At 64.0% G+C, this 17,470-nt stretch carries 16 protein-coding genes and 1 tRNA gene; 9 read left to right on the top strand and 8 right to left on the bottom strand.

Annotation, left to right across the window (positions count from 1 at the left end; genetic code table 11):
• Window positions 1-24 precede the first annotated feature (24 nt).
• Window positions 25-930, top strand: a complete 906-nt coding sequence (locus K1177_RS00430) for an ABC transporter ATP-binding protein (protein ID WP_224701176.1) — start codon at window positions 25-27, stop codon at window positions 928-930.
• Window positions 927-2,060, top strand: a complete 1,134-nt coding sequence (locus K1177_RS00425) for an ABC transporter permease (RefSeq protein WP_224701175.1) — start codon at window positions 927-929, stop codon at window positions 2,058-2,060. Before K1177_RS00430 ends, K1177_RS00425 begins: the two co-directional genes overlap by 4 nt.
• An 85-nt stretch (window positions 2,061-2,145) precedes the next feature.
• On the opposite strand, the gene murA is transcribed toward K1177_RS00425, so the two are convergent.
• On the bottom strand, window positions 2,146-3,438 hold the full coding sequence (murA, locus tag K1177_RS00420; RefSeq protein ID WP_224701174.1) for a UDP-N-acetylglucosamine 1-carboxyvinyltransferase: 1,293 nt from the start codon (window positions 3,436-3,438) through the stop codon (window positions 2,146-2,148).
• A gap of 130 nt (window positions 3,439-3,568) precedes the next feature.
• Window positions 3,569-3,733: a hypothetical protein gene (locus K1177_RS00415; RefSeq protein ID WP_224701173.1), complete on the bottom strand. Its 165-nt coding sequence runs from the start codon at window positions 3,731-3,733 to the stop codon at window positions 3,569-3,571.
• A gap of 121 nt (window positions 3,734-3,854) precedes the next feature.
• Between K1177_RS00415 and K1177_RS00410 the strand changes: the two genes are divergently transcribed.
• Window positions 3,855-3,929, top strand: a tRNA-Thr gene (locus K1177_RS00410).
• Window positions 3,930-4,253: 324 nt separating this feature from the next.
• On the opposite strand, the gene K1177_RS00405 is transcribed toward K1177_RS00410, so the two are convergent.
• Genes K1177_RS00405 through K1177_RS00380 form a run of 6 tightly spaced genes read right to left on the bottom strand, consistent with a single transcriptional unit; the run spans window position 4,254 to window position 8,059 of the window.
• Window positions 4,254-4,697 carry a c-type cytochrome gene (locus K1177_RS00405; protein WP_224701172.1) on the bottom strand — a complete coding sequence of 148 codons (444 nt, stop codon included), beginning with the start codon at window positions 4,695-4,697 and terminating at the stop codon, window positions 4,254-4,256.
• Window positions 4,694-5,143 carry a c-type cytochrome gene (locus K1177_RS00400; protein ID WP_224701171.1) on the bottom strand — a complete coding sequence of 150 codons (450 nt, stop codon included), beginning with the start codon at window positions 5,141-5,143 and terminating at the stop codon, window positions 4,694-4,696. The genes K1177_RS00405 and K1177_RS00400 overlap by 4 nt, the downstream gene beginning before the upstream one ends.
• A complete protein-coding gene (locus tag K1177_RS00395; protein ID WP_224701169.1) occupies window positions 5,140-5,679 on the bottom strand; it encodes a methylamine dehydrogenase light chain in 540 nt (179 codons plus the stop codon). The genes K1177_RS00400 and K1177_RS00395 overlap by 4 nt, the downstream gene beginning before the upstream one ends.
• Before the next feature lie 60 nt (window positions 5,680-5,739).
• Window positions 5,740-6,339, bottom strand: coding sequence for a methylamine dehydrogenase accessory protein MauD (mauD, locus tag K1177_RS00390; protein WP_224701167.1), 600 nt, complete (start codon window positions 6,337-6,339; stop codon window positions 5,740-5,742).
• Window positions 6,340-6,365: 26 nt separating this feature from the next.
• Window positions 6,366-6,899: a MauE/DoxX family redox-associated membrane protein gene (locus tag K1177_RS00385; RefSeq protein WP_224701165.1), complete on the bottom strand. Its 534-nt coding sequence runs from the start codon at window positions 6,897-6,899 to the stop codon at window positions 6,366-6,368.
• Window positions 6,896-8,059, bottom strand: coding sequence for an amine dehydrogenase large subunit (locus K1177_RS00380; RefSeq protein ID WP_224701163.1), 1,164 nt, complete (start codon window positions 8,057-8,059; stop codon window positions 6,896-6,898). Before K1177_RS00380 ends, K1177_RS00385 begins: the two co-directional genes overlap by 4 nt.
• A gap of 153 nt (window positions 8,060-8,212) precedes the next feature.
• Here K1177_RS00380 and K1177_RS18465 point away from each other — a divergent pair, with 153 nt between their 5' ends.
• The 6 genes from K1177_RS18465 to K1177_RS00350 all read left to right on the top strand — a co-directional run bounded on the left by K1177_RS18465 (window position 8,213) and on the right by K1177_RS00350 (window position 17,458).
• Entirely contained in the window at window positions 8,213-9,145 is a 933-nt protein-coding gene (locus K1177_RS18465) for a helix-turn-helix domain-containing protein (RefSeq protein ID WP_224701161.1), read from the top strand.
• A gap of 107 nt (window positions 9,146-9,252) precedes the next feature.
• Window positions 9,253-9,792 (top strand): GNAT family N-acetyltransferase, encoded by a 540-nt coding sequence (locus tag K1177_RS00370; RefSeq protein ID WP_224701159.1) that lies wholly within the window; start codon window positions 9,253-9,255, stop codon window positions 9,790-9,792.
• A gap of 152 nt (window positions 9,793-9,944) precedes the next feature.
• Window positions 9,945-11,321, top strand: a complete 1,377-nt coding sequence (locus K1177_RS00365; RefSeq protein ID WP_224701157.1) for an efflux transporter outer membrane subunit — start codon at window positions 9,945-9,947, stop codon at window positions 11,319-11,321.
• A 30-nt stretch (window positions 11,322-11,351) separates the two neighbouring features.
• Window positions 11,352-12,536, top strand: a complete 1,185-nt coding sequence (locus K1177_RS00360; protein WP_224701154.1) for an efflux RND transporter periplasmic adaptor subunit — start codon at window positions 11,352-11,354, stop codon at window positions 12,534-12,536.
• Between the two features lie 16 nt (window positions 12,537-12,552).
• A complete protein-coding gene (locus K1177_RS00355; RefSeq protein WP_224701153.1) occupies window positions 12,553-15,690 on the top strand; it encodes a multidrug efflux RND transporter permease subunit in 3,138 nt (1,045 codons plus the stop codon).
• Window positions 15,683-17,458 (top strand): ABC transporter ATP-binding protein, encoded by a 1,776-nt coding sequence (locus K1177_RS00350; protein ID WP_224701151.1) that lies wholly within the window; start codon window positions 15,683-15,685, stop codon window positions 17,456-17,458. Before K1177_RS00355 ends, K1177_RS00350 begins: the two co-directional genes overlap by 8 nt.
• Window positions 17,459-17,470: the final 12 nt, after the last annotated feature.

The raw sequence follows: 17,470 nt of genomic DNA, 5'->3' as shown, positions 1-17,470 counted from the left end.
GGTGCGGTTATTGATGTGCAGGGCATGACCAAGCGATTTGGCGACAAGCTGGTGGTCGACACTTTCGATATCACCGTGCCGCGCGGGGCCATCTACGGCTTCCTCGGGCCCAATGGCTCGGGCAAGACCACGACCATCCGCATGCTGTGCGGCCTGCTGCTGCCCGACGCGGGCAGCGGCACCTGCCTGGGCTTTGACGTGCGCAGGCAGGCCAGCCAGATCAAGGAGCAGGTTGGCTACATGACGCAGAGGTTCAGCCTCTACGAGGACCTCTCCATCCGGGAGAACCTGGACTTCGTAGCGCGCATGTATGGTGTTCGCCAACGTCGCGCCCGTGTGACCCAGGCGCTGGAAGAACTGAGATTGGCCGACCGGGCCAATCAGTTGGCGGGCACGCTGTCGGGCGGCTGGAAGCAGCGCCTCGCCCTGGCGGCCTGCCTGATCCACGACCCCAAGCTGCTGTTGCTGGACGAGCCCACAGCCGGTGTTGACCCCAAGGCGCGGCGGGATTTCTGGGACGAGATCCGGCGGCTGAGCAAGCAGGGCGTCACCATCCTGGTCTCGACCCACTACATGGACGAGGCGGTGCAGTGCGATTTCATCACCTATATCGCCTATGGCAAGAAGCTGATCGATGGCCCGGCGGCGGACATTCCGCGTCTCGTCGGGCTGACCACCTGGCGCGCTGAGGGGCCGGAGCTGGCGGCGCTGGAAGTGGCGCTGGCAGGACAGCCCGGCGTCGACCAGATTGCGCGCTTCGGCGCCACGCTGCATGTGTCGGGCGTGGATGCGTCGGCTTTGGCAGAAACGGTGCGGCAGTTCGAACAGACCGGCCAGCAGCGCTGGAGCCTGCAACCGGCCGGGCTTGAGGAGGCCTTCATCTATCTGATGGCCGGGGCGCAGGACAATTTCGCCCGAGACGCGGCATGAGCTGGTTCTCGCCTGCCCGCTTCATCGCCGTGCTGGTGAAGGAATTCATCCAGATGCGGCGCGACAGGGTCACCTTTGCCATGATGATCGGGCTGCCCATCGTGCAGCTGCTGCTGTTCGGCTTTGCCATCAACAGCGATCCGCGCCATCTGCCCACGCTGGTGGAGGTCCACGATGACGGGCCACTGGTGCGGGCCGTGCTGGCGGGCATGGCGCAGTCGGACTACTTCGACTTCATCGGCGTGGTGTATGGGCCGGATGCCGGCGAGGCAGCGCTGCGCCGTGGCGCGGCCAATTTCGTCGTCGTCATCCCCGAAGATTTCGAGCGGGACGTGGTGCGCGGATTGCGTCCGGACATTCTGGTGGCGGCCGACGCGGCCGACCCGGCAGCCATTGGCGGGCCCGTCGCGGCATTGAACGGCATCGTCGCCCTGGCCTCGGCTCAGACGCTCACAGGGCCGCTCAGCAGCGTGGCGACCGCCCCTGCCCCGTTCAATGTCATCGTGCAGCGCGCGTTCAATCCCGAGGGCAAAACCTCGACCAATATCGTGCCGGGCCTGCTGGCGATCATCCTGTCGATGACCATGGTGATGATCACAGCCGTGGCGATCGTCAAGGAGCGCGAGCGGGGCACGATGGAAATGCTGATTGCCACGCCCGTGCGCCCACTGGAGGTAATGGCGGGCAAGATTCTGCCCTATGTGCTGGTGGGCTATGTGCAGACCGCGGTGTTCCTGGCGGCGGCCTTTGTCCTGTTCTCGGTGCCGTTCGAAGGCAGTTTCCTGGCCTTCCTGATCGGCTTCAACCTCTTCATCCTGGGCAATCTGGCGCTGGGCTTCCTCATCTCCACCGTGGCGCGCAGCCAGATGCAGGCGATGCAGCTGAGCTTTTTCACCATCCTGCCCTCGATCCTGCTCTCGGGCTTCATGTTTCCGTTCGCGGGCATGCCGGGCTGGGCGCAGACCCTGGGCACGGGCGTACCGGCCACCCATTTCATTCGCCTCGTGCGCATGGTGATGCTCAAGGGCGCCAACAGCGCCGATGTGCTGGGCCAGTTCCAGGCGCTGGCCATCATCACGGCGGTGTTCGCGCTACTGGCCATGCTGCGCTACCGGCAGACGCTGGACTGAGCGAAGGTTCATGCAGCGAAAGAAAGCGGCCCCGCACAGGCATGTGCGGGGCCGCTCGACGTCTGGATTGAGAATGCGCCGGAGATCAGCCCGCGACGCGTTCGATTTCGGCGCCGCAGCGGCTCAGCTTGTCCTCGAGGCCTTCGAAGCCACGATCAAGGTGATAGATGCGGTTGACCACGGTCTCGCCCTGGGCGGCGAGGCCGGCAATGACCAGCGATACCGAGGCGCGCAGATCGGTTGCCATGACCTGGGCGCCCTTGAGTTTGGACTTGCCGCGCACGGTGGCCACCTGGCCATCGACGGTGATGTCGGCGCCAAAGCGGGCCAGCTCGGCCACATGCATGTAGCGATTCTCGAAGATGGTCTCGCGAATGCGGCTGGTGCCACTCGACATGGTCATCAGGGCCATGAACTGGGCCTGCAAATCGGTGGGGAAACCCGGGAAGGGTTCGGTCTCGACATCGACCGGCGCGATGGCCGTGTCATGCCGCTGCACGCGCAGGCCGCCAGCTTCCACCGTCAGCGTTGCGCCGGTGCGGGCCAGCACGTCGAGCGCCGCCTGCAGATGCTCGGGCCGGGCGCCCTTGAGCAGCACATTGCCGCCGGTCATGGCCGCAGCCATGGCGAAGGTGCCGGTTTCGATGCGGTCGGGAATCACGTCCACCGTGGCGCCATGCAGGCGCTCGACGCCCTCCACCGTCAGTGTGCGCGTGCCAATGCCGGAGATCCTGGCGCCCATGGCCACCAGGCACTCGGCGACATTGGTGATCTCGGGTTCCTGGGCGGCGTTTTCGATGACCGTGGTGCCCTTGGCGAGGGTCGCGGCCATCAGGATGGTGTGGGTGGCGCCGACCGAGACCTTGGGGAAAGCGATATGCGCGCCAACGAGGCCACCCTTGGGCGCCTTGGCCACAACATATCCCTCATCGATGTCGATCTCGGCACCCAGCGCCTTGAGGCCGAACAGGAACAGGTCCACCGGACGGGTGCCGATGGCGCAGCCGCCGGGCAGCGACACGCGGGCCTCGTGGCAGCGGGCCAGCAGCGGGCCAATAACCCAGAAGCTGGCGCGCATCTTGGACACCAGATCATAGGGGGCGGTGGTGTCGACGATATCGGCGGCATGGAAGGTCATGCGCTGGCCAACCAGCTCGTCTTCGCCGCGGCGGCGCCCATGCACGGCAATGTCGACGCCGTGATTCTCGAGGATGCGCTCGAGCTGCTTGACGTCGGCCAGGCGCGGCACGTTCTGCAGCACCAGCGGCTCGTCACTGAGCAGCGAGGCGATCATCAGCGGCAGCGCCGCATTCTTGGCGCCGGAGATGGGAATGTCACCGATGAGCTGATTGCCACCGATCAAACGGATGCGATCCATAGTCTTGTCGTCCTATATGGCGGGCTTGTGCCCTTGCTACCTGGGGATGGAGGTAGGCCAAGTCCTAGTTGCCACGTAAGCCAGACTCGCCGCTCTCAGCGTTGGAAGTTCAGTGTCGCCCGAAACTGGTTTACGGTTTCTTGACCGTGACCGTCTCGGGAGTGATCGGAAGCACAGGGGCCTGTTGCTCCGCGCCGGCACGAGCCTTGAGCTGGCCCTTGCGGCGCTTGAGGTTCTCCCTCAGCTTTGCGGCCAATCTTTGCTCGCGTTGGGCCGATTGTTCGGTTTTGCTCATGCTCGATTTGGAATCGCGTTGTGCGTTGATGCGGTGATAGGCGTTTTTTGGCCTTGCGTCGAGCCAGACCCTATGGCAGTAGAGCCCCCGTCGCGCCGAGCACACCAGCCGCGCAACAGATGCTGCCGTAGCTCAGTGGTAGAGCACCCCCTTGGTAAGGGGGAGGCCGACAGTTCAATCCTGTCCGGCAGCACCATTCAAATTCCTGAAATTGCTTAAAGTATTCGCTCTGCGGTGACGTCGTGCGCCTTGACGCTGGATGCCGTTGCGGCAGGGATTTGCGGTTGCCGTGCCCGCGTTCCATTCACGAGCCTATTGCGTGCATTGGGAGCGTGCGGCCTTGTGCTCAGCGAGCGAAATCTGTGCGGCCGGGGATGGGGTGCCGTGCGGCACCGGCCGCCCGGAGCGATGCTTGCGACTGGCGCGGCATTGGCGGGCGAGGCGCCAAATGGTTTGAGCGCCGCCGGCCCCGGAACCACGGGCCAACAGCGCTCAATCTTGGTGATGGCTAGCCAGCCCCCTAGGGCCAGGGATAGTCGGCTGCCGAAAGCCCCATGGCCTCGAGTTTTTCGACGACGACGCGGCGATATTTGACGGCATTGCCGATGTCCTGCAGGCGCAGATCGCGCACTTCGGCAGCATCGAAGGGCACATAGTCGGCGGGCAAAGACTCACCCGCCCAGGTGTCCATGATGTAGTTGAGAACATCGGCGATTTGCGCGTCTGAAAGGCTTGAGCCAATCACGCCCGGCACGTGCAGCAGGTAAGCACGCCCTTCCGGAACCGCAGCAAAGACACCAACCTTGCCGACAAAATCGGGGATGCCAGAGGCCGGCATGCCGGTACCATCATTGAGGTGGCAGCCGGCGCATTTGAGGACGAAGTTGACCTTGGCGCCACGTTCGGCAGCATGGGCCGGCAGCGCCGCAAGGAGAACGATCGCCAGAGTCGTCAGAATCTTCAATTCAACGCCTCCTTGCGCTGGGCCCGCAAGGCCTGATGGGAGGGATGGGAGGCACGGGTCGCCGCGATCTGCGCCGCAGTGGGGGCGAGATCGATGCCGTTGAGGTCCTGCAGCACATAGCGCGCTACAGCCTCAACTTCCTCGTCACTCATCCAATCCTGCGGCGGCATGGCCAGGCCGATATAGTCCTGCCCCTGGGCCGAAATCTTGCCGGTGAGACCGCCGAACACCACCCCGAGCAGGTAATCCGGCGCCTTGTCGCCCAGACCATTCCAGAGCGCCGGATCGACCAATGGCGGGGCCAAGCCGGGCTGCCCGATGCCGCCCAGCTGGTGGCAGCCGCTGCAGGAATCAACGAACAATTGCTCACCCACCTCGTCGGCTGCGCTTGGCGCCGCGAAGAGCGGCGCCAAGGCAATGAGCGACAGACAAACGGACAGCCTCATTCCGCCAGCCCGACCACGATGGCAACGGTGCAGTGAATGCCGCGGTCCGTGTTGGCCAGGCACCAGCTGGATTCGCTGGCCAGGCCATAGCGGTAACCCGGACGATCGCCTTCCTGGCGCGAACAGCCGTCGCCGCAGCCGCCGCCCTTGCCGCAGCAATCGTTGTAGGAGACGAGATAGTCCTTGTCGTCGTTGGGATTGCGGCAAGTGCCGACCCAGGCGACCTTCGACGGTGTCGATCCGGGCGGACACTGGGTCACCGAGCCGCCGCACTGGCTACACAGCGAGCCATGCAGCGAGCAATAGCGCCAGTATTCGCAATCCTCGGGCAGTTCGTCGGGCTCACCGAGCCCACGGGCAAAGGCCTGCCCGTTCGAATTGTCATAGGGCAACATGGGCAGTACGACACCGCCCACCAGGGCAAGGCCGGCCTTCTGCAGGAAGCTGCGGCGACCCGAGGTCTTGGCAATGCCGCGGGCGCGGTCCTCGGCAGCGGTGTCCATCCATTCAAGGAGCATGTCGATCATTTTGGCCATAGGGCATCTCCGATGCTGAAAGGTTGAGTGACGGGCAGACGGATGCCCGTCGAAAGCGGGTCAGTGCTGAACAGCGTGCTGTGCGTCCAGATAGGTCTGGATCGAGGGGACCTTCATGTCGAAGGCGTTGAACAGGCTGTCGAACTGCTCGCGGGTGTTGATCAGCCCCTTGGCGCGAATGACGCCGTGCTCGTCCATCAGCACCGCATAGGGAAGGCGGGCAACGCGATAGGCCAGCCCCAGCTCGGTGGACACCACATAGGGGTAGTCAGAGAGCTTTGCGCTTTCGATGAAGCGCTCGTGCTGCGCCTTCTGCCCATCGCTGGCCAGGACGACATCAAGCCAGCGCCCTTCGGCCTTGCGCACCGAACTGATGACGGGCAGCAGCTTCTTGCACACCGGGCAGGTGGGCGAGAGGAAGAAGACCAGCGTCGAGCGGCCCGGCTTGGGGCCGAGAGCCACCGAGCCGCCGGTGAGGCTGGGCAGGTTGAACAGGGGCGTCTGCTGGCCAACCTCGGGGCCGGAATCGTTGACCAGGGCCCCCATCGGAGACACCCGTTCGAACAGCACGCCGATCTGGCGGGCAAGCGCGAACAGGCCGACCGACAGGGCTATGACCATGGCAAACAGGGCAGCCACCGCGAAAATCAGAACATTCATGATCAGTATCCTTCTTGGATGTGCGCCTAGCGCGTCAGTCGGGCGATGGATGCGTTGGCCAGGATCTGCTCGGCCAGGACGAAGCCAGTCCACAGGGTGAAGCCGCAGGCCAGAGCGGCCACCGCGCTGGCGGCATCAAGGCTGTAGGACCCGGCGGCAACAGCGGCGGCGGCCATCGCAACCAGCACGCCATTGCGCCCCACGAGCGACCAGGAGAGCGGCTGCACCGCTCCCCCGCAGCCGCACTCGATACTGGTGCGACCGCGCATGATGTTGATGGCCATGCCAGCGGCGTAGAGGCAGAGCATCGTGATGGCCAGGACCAGTCCCCAGGCCTGAAACCCCGGGACAAGCTGGAGCAGCACAACCAGGATTTCGGCTCCGACAACGGCCATTGAGGCCGGCACGACGAGGGCGGAGGGGAACAGCTGGTAGTCGGCAACGAAACCGGTGAACTCGGTAAATTCAGAGAGCTTGTGCCAGGCTGCGCGAGCAAAGAGCAGGCACATGAACACCGTCACCGTCGCCGAGAGCATGGAGGCCAGGCTGACCGGCGTCATGGCGACACCAGCAGCGTGGTTGCGAAGCCTTCCACAGCATGTTCGGCCACTTTCTTGGCGGCAAAACGGGCGGTGGGATCGACGTCGTATTTGTAGACCTTGCCGTCCTTGAGGCTGAAGCCATAGAGCTCGGGGTCTTCGCCATCGGTCACCTGGATGGCCACCAGATCGGCCAGCGGGGAACGATAGAGCAGCTCGTTTTTCTTCAGGTCATAGGCCCAGACTTCCTCGGACCCGTGATAGTGGCTGCCGTCGTGGTGCTCGGAGTGCATGGGAACGAACAGCACGCCGTTGGCATCATTGTAGCTGACCACGGTGTAGCCGCTGGTGCCCCAGTTGCCGTCCACACCTTCAGCGATCGGGGTGACGCTGACCTTGGTGATCACGCCATCGGTGTCGGACAGGCGGTAGACATTGGCGTGGTAGGAGATGAACAGCAGATCACCATCGGCCCGGTCGGCGCTGAGATAGATGGGGTCGGCGTCCGGATCAAAGATGGTCTCGCTCTTCTGGCTCTGGAAGGTCTTGCCATCCTCGCTGAGCGTATAGGTGGTGAAGGCGCCATCGTTGCAGATGGCCGAAAAGCCCAGGGCGCTGCGCATGGGATAGATGCCGAAGCAGCCGGGAGACGGGACTTCCTGGGCGACTTCGCCGGTCGTCAGATCCACCACTGTCACAGATGTTGCCGGGGTGGCGTTCTGGATGAAGGCGAATTTCTCGTCTGCGCTCAGCTGCAGCAGCGACAGGTCGTCGGTATATTGCGCCAGCTTGTAGGGCAGCAGGATTTCCTTGGTGAGCGCATTGGTCGCGACATCGAACACCTGCAGGACATGCTCGCCCTCGCCGGAGTCGTAGCGAGGGTAGTAGCCGGAGGCCATATAGGCCGTCTTGCCATCGGCCGAGAGGGTGAAGTGGCTCTGCGAGCCACCGCTGACGCTGCCTTTGCGGTGCAGGTCATCAGCGCTGAAGATGACAGCAACGCTCGGGCCGCCACCCCAGTTCTGCACGCTGACGAAGACATTGGGACCGGGATCCATTTCCGCCTTGGCCGTCAAGGTCTCCGGGACGAACTCATCTTCCTGCGCAAACACACCCACGGGTGCAAAGGCACCTGCGAGGGCGCAAAGCAGGCCAAACGAAGCAGCAATTTTCTTTGCCATTCAGGTCTCCATCAAAGGCGTCGAGGGACCTAATCAGGCGTGGGCCGGGTCGGAAATCCGATTTCCGAACTGAGTTTGCCTACTATTTGAGCATAGATTCCAATTGCCCTTTCTATAGTCGAGCGATACACCTCCACGCTCAGGAGGTCGGCCGTGGCGTCAACTTGCGAGTTTGTTGTCAGGAGCTATCTGGACGCTGCGGAGCAGGAAAACGGCCTGCGCGGCTGGAGCCAGCGCTACACCCAGCTTGCCGGCGGCAAGTTCCAGGGCTCGACCACCATTCTCGACTTCGGCGGCGTGCTGGTTGGCGAAGAGCGGCTCAACCTGGCTGTGGCGCAGACCACGGCGCCGCCTGTTGGCAAGATTGCGCTGATCGTGCCGGCTGCAGACGCCAAGCACTGCCTGATCAATGGCGCCCGCCACGCACCGGTCGGCTTCATCCACCAGGGTGGCAACGAGATCAACCTGGTCACCGAAGGCACCGAGCGGTCGTACTATATCGTCGTCGATGAAAAGGCCGTGCCCGCCTATGATCGCGCCAGCATGGGGCCGATTGCGAGTGTCGCCGACCAGGCCAATGGCGTCGAGTTGCGCCGCTGGTTGTCATCCATCCTGGCGTCAGCGCCGGACGCAACGCGGCAGGCTCCCGGCGAGATGGAAAAGGTGCTGCCCGGGATGATCCTGGACAAGTTGTCCGAGCTCGTGCACCTGGTCGCCCCCGGCCATTCGACGGCCAAGCTGCGCAGCAGCTATGCCTATAGCGTCTTCCTGCGGGCACAGCGTCGGCTGGATGCCGATGTCGACGGGACCATGACCGTTGCCGGGCTGGCGGCCGAACTGGGCATCCCCGACCATGTTCTGCGCGATGCCTTTGTCCAGAGCACCGGCATCAGCACCGCCGTCTGGTTGCGCCAGCGACGCCTTGATCGCGCCCGCCGCGCGCTGACCCGCGCGACAGACTCACCCAAGAGCGTTGCCCAGATCGCCATGGAAAACGGCTTTTTCCACCTTGGGCGTTTTGCCGCCTATTATGCGCAGACATTCCACGAAACCCCGCTGGAAACCATCCGCAGCGCCTTGATGTGAGACCGGCTGCGCCAGCAATCGGGGCGTGGTTCAAGGCAAGCGGCAGGCGTTGACAATGCCCGCAACTGGACTAGGGGAAGGCACGCGCGAATTTGTGCCGAGGTCCCATGTACGCCATTGCAACCGAGCGGCTTGTGCTGCGGAACTTCCAGACAAGCGATGCCGCTGGACTGTTCGCCTGTCTGCATACCCCCAGCGCGAGCTGCTTTTTTGACCTCGCGCTGCCGGATATGGCCGCCGCTCGCGCAGAGGTGGCCAAGCGCAGCACTGACGAGGCTAGCATTGCCGTCGCGCTAAAGGACAGTGACCTGCTGATCGGCGACCTGTTTGCACACAGGGAGGACGACACATTCTCGGTTGGCTGGAATTTTCACCCCGACCATGCCGGCAAAGGCTACGCCTTCGAAGCGGCGCGCGCCCTGTTCCAGCATCTGTTTGACCAGATGCAGGCCAGGCGGCTCTATGCCTATGTCGAGGACCACAACAGGCCTTCCCAACGGCTGTGCGAGAAGCTGGGGATGCGCAAGGAGGGCCTGTTCATGGAGTTCGTCAGTTTCGGCACGGACGCCAATGGCCAGCCAATGTTCGAAAACACCATGCAATACGCCATTCTGAAGCGTGAATGGCAGCAGGGCCCGCTGGCCTGAGCACCAAGGTCGGTCCGCAGCGCCAAGCGGGCGGTCGGCCTGGCGTCTGCACCCAATCTGCACACTTTCTCGATCATCGCTGCACACTCTCCTGATGATCTCCACGCGGGCCGGATGCCGGTCGTGTTGATGATCATCTGGTACAATCAGTCATGCAGTCTCTCCGCATTGCGGTGCTCTTGCCGGCCCTTTTCCTTGCCGGTTGCACAAGTTTGACGACACAATATGTGCGGCCGGCGTTGCCCGGCGCGCCCGTCTGGAAGGACGCCGCCGGCGTATCAAATCCGGCAAGCGCCGTGCAGTGGTGGCGCAGTTTCGGCGACAGCCGCCTCGACCAGCTGGTCGAGACGGTTCTGGCCAATAACAACGACTTGTTTGCGGCCAATCTCCGCGTGCGCAAGGCGCTGTTGCAGGCAGAGATCGCCGGCGTGGCGCGGATGCCGATCGTCAACGGCTCGGGCAATGCGCAGAGCGCCACGCCAGTGTCCGGGCCCGGCGGAAACACCAATAGTTTCAACCTGGCGCTGGGCGCGTCCTATGAATTGGACCTGTGGGGCCGACTGGCCGGGGCGCAGGATATCGCCGCGCTGCAGGCGGCTGCCTCGGCAGAGGATGTGGAAGCGGCGCGGACGACCGTTATTGCCGCGACGATCGAGACCTACTGGCGCCTCGCCTATACCAACCAGGACCTGGCCACTGCCCGCGCCTCCCTCGAAGTGGCCCGCCAGGTGGAGGACCTGGTCAAGAGCCAGGCCGCAGCTGGTGCCGCCACGGAGCTTGAACTGGCGGAAGTGCGCCAGACGGTCGAGAGCCAGGCTGCAGCGCTGTCGGATCTGGAGCAGAACCGCGTGGTTCTTCGCAATGCGCTGGGCGTGCTGCTCAATGGTGTTGCCAACCCGGTGGCCGAGCCACAGCGGCTGCCGGCACGAACACCGGTGCGCATCACGGCGGGGCTGCCGGCTGAACTGCTCGCCCGTCGCCCGGACTTGCGGGCGGCCGAACTGCGGCTGCGGGCGACACTCCGCAACGTCGACAGCACCCGGGCCAGCCTTTATCCCCAGGTCACGCTGACCGGCAATCTTGGCGCGGCCAGTTCGGACCTTCTGCAGATCCTTGCCAATCCAATTGCGACGCTTGGCGCTGGGCTGGTCCTGCCCTTCCTGAACTTCCGCGACGGGGAGTTGCGGGTGAAGGTTTCGGAGGTCGACTACCAGATCGCCGTCTCCGAATTCCGGGGCGCCCTGCTGACCGCGTTCAGCGACACGAGCACCGCGCTCAATGCGCGCATCACGCTCAGCCAGAAGTCACATCGTCTGCGCGCAGCCCTTGAGGCGGCGCAGTCAGCCGAACGGCTGACCGAAGAGCGCTATCGGGCCGGCTCAGTTGCCTTGCGGGTCTGGCTCGATGCGCAGGAGCGCAGCCGTAGCGCCATGCGCGCGCTGGCCGCCAACCGGTTGGACCAGTTGGTCACCGAAGTCCAGATTTTCCGCGTTCTGGGTGGCTCCCCCTCCGCCCCCGTTCCGCGCTGATCACCGATTCCTCCGTTCCAGAGCGACACCATGCTTTTCACCAGGCCCCTCCTCGTGCCGGCAATTCTCCTGATGACGGCCCTCGCCGCCTGCTCGAATTCGCAGCAGCAGCCAAGCGAAGCGCCCGCTGCAGAGCCTCCGCTTGTCTCCACAATCGAGGTATCGCCCGCATCCATCATCGTGTGGGATGAATTGCCCGCGCGCGTCTCGGCCTTCCGCACGGCCGGTGTGCGTGCGCAAGTGAGCGGGCTCATCGTCACGCGGCTCTTTGAAGAAGGCAGCGAGGTCAAAAAGGGCCAGCCGCTGTTTGAGCTCGATGCGACCAGCTACAATGCCGACGTGGCCAGCGCAGCAGCAACCCTGCAGAAGGCCGAGGCTGTGCTGGCGCAGGCAACCGCCGAGTTCGAGCGCGCCGATGCGCTGCGGGCCAGCAACAACATCAGCGATCAGGCCTTTGGCCTGGCCAATTCCCAGCGCGCCCAGTCGGCTGCAGATGTTGCGCAAGCAGAAGCGGCCCTCAAGAAGGCCAAGCTTTCACTTGACCTTGCGACAATCAGGGCGCCGCTCGATGGACAGATCGGCGCCGTCACTGTTGGGGAAGGCACGCTTGCCGAGGCCACCAGCACGAACACCCTCGCGACAATCCAGCAGATCGGTCGCGTGCATATCGACATCCGCCAACCGGCGTCGCGACTCGAGCACCTCCGCAACCTGGCCAGGAGCGGCGGCCTCAAGGAGGCGGGGACAATTCCCATCGAAATCCTGGCCGGCGAAGGCACCGATGACGTGATTTCGGCCAAGGCTCTCTTCTCGGACATCAGTGTCGACGAGGGGACGGGCAATGTGCGTTTGCGCGCCGAGGCGGACAATGCCGATCGCCGGCTGCTGCCGGGCATGTATGTGCGGGCGCGGGTTCCGCGTGGCACCTATCCGGACGCGATCAGCATTCCCCAGCAGGCCGTGGTGCGCGACACCCTTGGCGCGCCCAGCGTCTTTGTCGTGAACGCCGATGGCATGGCGACCCCGACCAGCATCGCCCTGGGTGAACTGGTCGAAGGTCGCTACATCGTGACAGAGGGCCTCAAGGCCAACGACAAGGTCGTCGTCGAGGGCCAGGACAAGCTATCCGCCGGCGGCCCCGTCAGGGCAGTCGCGTTCGGCGCCGCCCCCGCAGCTGTCGCCCCACAATCCACCGCCCCCGTCGCAACCCCATAGATTTCAGGCGAACCAAATGCCCCAGTTCTTCATCGATCGCCCTGTCTTCGCATGGGTGGTTGCAGCGTTCATTGTCCTTTTCGGCGTCATCGCCATTCCGCAGCTGCCGGTGGCGCGCTTTCCATCCATCGCGCCGCCCAGCGTCAGCGTGTCGGCAACCTATCCCGGCGCCTCCGCGCAAACGGTCAACGAAGGCGTCGTCGTGCCGATCGAGCGCGAACTCACCGGCGTGAAGAACCTTCTCTATTTCAGCTCCTCGGCGGACAGCACCGGTGGCGCGAACGTGAACCTGACGTTTGCACCCGGTACCGATCCCGAGCTGGCCATGGTCGACGTGCAAAACCGGCTCAAGGGCGTGGAACCACGGCTGCCGGCCCTGGTCCGCCAGGGCGGCCTTAGCGTGGAGTCGGCAACGTCCGGTTTTCTGGCCATTGTCACCCTGACCTCAGAGGGCAAGCGGTTCTCGGCGCTCGACCTGGAAGATTATCTGGCCAAGTACATCGTCCCCGAACTCAAGCGCATCAAGGGCGTGGGACGGTTGCAGTCCTTCGGCACCGAGAAGGCCATGCGCATCTGGGTCGATCCGCTCAAGCTGGAAATGCTCAGCCTGAGCATTTCGGATGTGACGGCTGCCATTCAGGGACAGAATCTGCAGATCGCACCCGGCCAGCTTGGCGCAGGCCCAACCGTTCCGGGCCAGGCGATCACCGTGCCCCTGACCGTGCGGAGCGATCTGACGACGCCCGAGCAGTTCGGCAAGATCGTGATCAAGGGCGAGCGTAACGGTGCGTCGGTGCTGCTGAGCGATGTGGCGCGCGTGGAGATCGGCGCACAGTCCACCGGCTTTGCGATGCAGCAGAACGGCAATCAGGCAACCGGTGCGGCTATCCAGCTATCGCCGGGCGCCAATGCCGTGGCGACCGCGGACGCGGTCAAGGCCCGCCTGGCCGAACTCAAGCTCTCCATGCCCGAGGGCATGAGCTATGCCCTTCCCTTCGACACCTCGCCCTTCATCAAGGTATCGATCGAGAAGGTGATCTACACGCTGCTCGAGGCCATGGCGCTCGTGTTCGCGGTCATGTTCATCTTCCTGCAGAACGTGCGCTACACCATCATCCCGGCCGTCGTGGCACCCGTGGCCCTGCTCGGGACATTCGCGGTGATGCTGCTGGCGGGCTATTCGATCAACGTGCTCACAATGTTCGGCATGGTGCTAGCCATCGGCATCATCGTGGACGATGCGATCGTGGTGGTGGAAAACGTCGAACGCATCATGGCCACCGAGGGGCTTTCGCCCAGGGACGCCACGCGCAAGGCGATGAAGGAAATCACCGGCGCCGTGATCGGCATCACGGCCGTGCTGGTTGCCGTCTTCATTCCGATGGGCCTGGCCAGCGGCTCGGTGGGCGCAATCTATCGCCAGTTCACACTGTCGATGTCGGTTTCGATCCTGTTCTCGGCGTTCCTCGCCCTGACCCTGACGCCGGCGCTTTGCGCCACACTGCTCAAGCCGGTCGACCACTCCAGGCAGAAATGGCTGCCGTTCGCCCTTTTCGACAAGGGTGTGGACAAGGTCACGCGCGGATATGGCAAGACGGTGGGTGGCCTGCTGCGGCGTGGCGGCCGGATGATGGCGCTCTACATCCTGCTCATCGCGGCCCTCGCCTATTGGTTCCCGCTGATCCCGTCGGCCTTCATGCCCGACGAAGACCAGGGCAATTACACCGTCTCCATCACACTGCCGGCCGATGCCACCCAGGAGCGGACGGCAAAGGTGACCGACCTGTTCAACACAGAGGTTCTTAAGCGGGATGCCACGCAGGACAACCTGCTCATCAACGGCTTCAGCTTCATGGGCACCGGCAGCAACGCCGCCATGGCCTTTGTGACACTCAAGGACTGGAAAGAGCGCGCCGAAATGCCCGCCAGCGCAGAAGTCGAGGCCATGACGGCCGCCATGTCGGATATCCCCGAAGGATCGGTGATGGTCTCGCTCCCCGCGCCGATCGAGGAGCTCGGCGGCGGGTCGGGCTTCAGCTTCGTGTTGCAGGATCGCGGCGGCAAGGGCCTGGATGCGCTCATGGCGGCACAGGATCAGTTGCTCGCGCTGGCGGCGAAGTCCAGCAAGCTGTCGAGCCTGTATCAGAACAGCCTGCCCAATGGTCCCAATGTCGAGCTGGAGATCGATCGCAACAAGGCGCAGGCCCTGGGCGTCGCCTTCCAGTCGATCAACGACACGCTCGCCACGGCCATTACCTCGAGCTATGTCGGCGACTTCTCCAATGCCGGCAAGCTCCAGCAAGTCATCGTCCAGGCCGACGCGCGCTATCGCATGAATGTGGACGATGTTCTCAAGCTGTTCGTCCGCAACAACCAGGGCGGCATGGTGGCGCTGGGCGAGGTGGTGACGGCCAAATGGAACAGCGCCCCCCGCCAGATCTCCCGGCACAATGGCTATCTCGCCAATTCGCTGCAGGGCGAGGGCGCACCCGGCGTTGCCAGCGGCGATGCCATGGCCGAGGTCGAGCGGCTGGTCCAGCAGCTGCCGGAAGGCTTTGGCATCGAGTGGACCGGCGAATCCCTGCAGGAGCGTCAGTCCGGCGCGCAGATGCCGATGCTGATCGCCATCTCCATGCTTGTCGTTTTCCTTGTCCTTGCCGCGCTCTATGAAAGCTGGACCGTGCCACTGTCGGTGATGATGATGGTGCCGCTGGGGATCATTGGCTCGGTTGCTGCGGTGCAATTGGGCGGCCAGTCAAATGACGTCTTCTTCAAGGTTGGCCTGATCACCGTGATTGGCCTATCAGCCAAGAACGCCATCCTGATCGTCGAGTTCGCCAAGGCGAAACTGCATGAGGGCTGGGCACTGCGGGACGCGATCGTCGAGGCGGGGCGGCTGCGCATTCGACCGATCGTGATGACCTCCCTTGCGTTTGCATTGGGCGTCATGCCGCTGGTCCATGCCCATGGCGCCAGCGCGGAAACCCAGAAAGCGCTCGGTACGGGCGTGCTGGGTGGGGTGATCGCGGCAACCGTCTTCGCGCTGATCTTCGTGCCCGTCTTCTATTTCGTGGTGATGTCGATCTTTGGTCGCAAGTCTGCAACCGCTAGCCAGAGCAGCACTATTCAACCGGCAGGATCGGATCATGGATGATCTCGACGATTTCGCGGACTATGACGCAGCGGCGCTGCAGCACACGCCCTGGCGGCGGGTGCTGGCCCTGTTCGGCCCGCACCTGAAGGCCCTGCTGATCGTTCTCGGGCTGATCGTGGTCGCCGGCATAGCCGGGGCCACGGCGCCCTTCATGATGCGCAGCATCATCGATCAGGCGCTGCCATCCAAGGACGCAACCCTGCTGGTCTGGCTCTGCGGCGGACTTGTCGGGGTGGCGGTGCTTGCGGCTGTTGCAGGCGTCCTGCAGGCCTATGTCTCGAGCCATATCGGCCAGCAGATCATGCACGAGTTGCGGGTCAGGCTCTACGAGCACCTGCAGTCCCTGTCGCTGGCCTTCTTCTCGACCGCCCGAACCGGTGAGGTGCAGTCGCGCCTGTCCAGCGACGTTGCCGGATTGCAGTCGCTGTTCACCAATACGGCGACCGATGTCGCGCGCAATGTCAGCGTGGTGCTGACGACCATCGTGGCGATGATCCTGCTGGACTGGCGCCTGGCCCTGGCCTCGCTCGCCTTCATGCCCGTGCTGCTCTGGCTCAACAACCGGGTGGCGGGACTGCGCGAGCGCATCACCTTCCAGCAGCAGGAACGCATCGCCGACATGTCGGCCACGGTCACCGAGTCCCTATCGGCGGGCGGCTTCATCCTTGCCCGCACCATGGGACGCGCGCGGCATCTGGTGCGCCTGTTCCGCAAGACCTCGTCAGAGGTCGCACGGCTCGAGCTCAGGTCCCATACTGCGGGCCAGTGGGAAGTCGCCATCATCATGTTCGCGCTCGACATCCTGCCGGCGCTCACCTTCCTGATCGGGGGGCTTATGCTAGCCCAGGGGTTTGGTGTGTCGATCGGAACCCTGGTGGCCCTGATCGCGCTGCAGGAACAATTGCTTTGGCCCATGCTCGAGCTGTTTGAAGCCCGCGTGGAATTGCGCAAGGCGCGCGCCCTGCTTACCCGGGTGTTCAGCTATCTCGACACCAAGCCCACCCTGCTGGAGCCTCAGGATCCTGTTGCCATCGACGTCGCAGACATCCGCGGGGAGATCGCCTTCAAGGATGTTTCGTTCTCCTACCCGGCATCGGCACGCTGGACGGTCGACAATGTCTCGCTGCTCATCAAGGCCGGCACGCATACGGCAATCGTGGGCAGCACGGGCTCGGGAAAGAGCACCCTGGGGTATCTCATGGCGCGACTGTATGACCCCGATATCGGCCGCGTGACGCTGGACGGCATTGATCTGAAAGAGTTCAGCTTCGAGACGCTCTCCCACGTCCTGGGTGTGGTGACGCAGGACCCGTTCCTGCTGAACGCCAGCATCGAGGACAATTTGCGCTTTGCCAAACCGGACGCCTCGTCAACCGAGATCGCCCAGGCGCTGGACATGGCCCAGCTCACCGACAAGATCGCCAGCCTTCCCATGGGCCTTGCGACGGAAGTGGGCGAGCGCGGCTACCAGTTCTCGGGCGGAGAACGCCAGCGGCTGTCGCTGGCGCGGACCATCCTGCGCAATCCGCGCGTACTGCTACTCGACGAAGCGACCAGCGCGCTGGACCCCCAGACAGAGAAGGCCCTTTCCGCCGCGCTCGCCGCACGTCACAATCGCACGATCGTTTCGATCGCGCATCGCCTGTCGACGGTGCGCCATGCCGACCAGATCGTGGTGATGGAAGCGGGCCGCATTGTCGAGACTGGAACCCACGACCAGCTTATCGCCGCCAATGGACGTTATCGTCAGCTGGCGACGATCGGCTGAGCCTTCCGACCA

It is taken from the genome of Devosia aquimaris (assembly GCF_020169335.1).
Classification (GTDB): domain Bacteria; phylum Pseudomonadota; class Alphaproteobacteria; order Rhizobiales; family Devosiaceae; genus Devosia; species Devosia aquimaris.
Note: the sequence above shows the minus strand (reverse complement) of the source record. Positions and strands in the feature narration are given on the sequence as shown.

Bases quoted from the DNA above. Each gene is read 5' to 3' on its own strand.
- K1177_RS00365 (WP_224701157.1), top strand. From the start codon at position 9,945: ATGCAGTCTCTCCGCATTGCGGTGCTCTTGCCGGCCCTTTTCCTTGCC.
- K1177_RS00370 (WP_224701159.1), top strand. From the start codon at position 9,253: ATGTACGCCATTGCAACCGAGCGGCTTGTGCTGCGGAACTTCCAGACA.
- K1177_RS00350 (WP_224701151.1), top strand. From the start codon at position 15,683: ATGGATGATCTCGACGATTTCGCGGACTATGACGCAGCGGCGCTGCAG.
- K1177_RS00355 (WP_224701153.1), top strand. From the start codon at position 12,553: ATGCCCCAGTTCTTCATCGATCGCCCTGTCTTCGCATGGGTGGTTGCA.
- murA (WP_224701174.1), bottom strand. From the start codon at position 3,438: ATGGATCGCATCCGTTTGATCGGTGGCAATCAGCTCATCGGTGACATT.
- K1177_RS00385 (WP_224701165.1), bottom strand. From the start codon at position 6,899: ATGACGCCGGTCAGCCTGGCCTCCATGCTCTCGGCGACGGTGACGGTG.
- K1177_RS00380 (WP_224701163.1), bottom strand. From the start codon at position 8,059: ATGGCAAAGAAAATTGCTGCTTCGTTTGGCCTGCTTTGCGCCCTCGCA.
- K1177_RS00400 (WP_224701171.1), bottom strand. From the start codon at position 5,143: ATGAGGCTGTCCGTTTGTCTGTCGCTCATTGCCTTGGCGCCGCTCTTC.
- K1177_RS00430 (WP_224701176.1), top strand. From the start codon at position 25: ATGACCAAGCGATTTGGCGACAAGCTGGTGGTCGACACTTTCGATATC.
- K1177_RS00415 (WP_224701173.1), bottom strand. From the start codon at position 3,733: ATGAGCAAAACCGAACAATCGGCCCAACGCGAGCAAAGATTGGCCGCA.
- K1177_RS00425 (WP_224701175.1), top strand. From the start codon at position 927: ATGAGCTGGTTCTCGCCTGCCCGCTTCATCGCCGTGCTGGTGAAGGAA.
- mauD (WP_224701167.1), bottom strand. From the start codon at position 6,339: ATGAATGTTCTGATTTTCGCGGTGGCTGCCCTGTTTGCCATGGTCATA.
- K1177_RS00360 (WP_224701154.1), top strand. From the start codon at position 11,352: ATGCTTTTCACCAGGCCCCTCCTCGTGCCGGCAATTCTCCTGATGACG.
- K1177_RS00395 (WP_224701169.1), bottom strand. From the start codon at position 5,679: ATGGCCAAAATGATCGACATGCTCCTTGAATGGATGGACACCGCTGCC.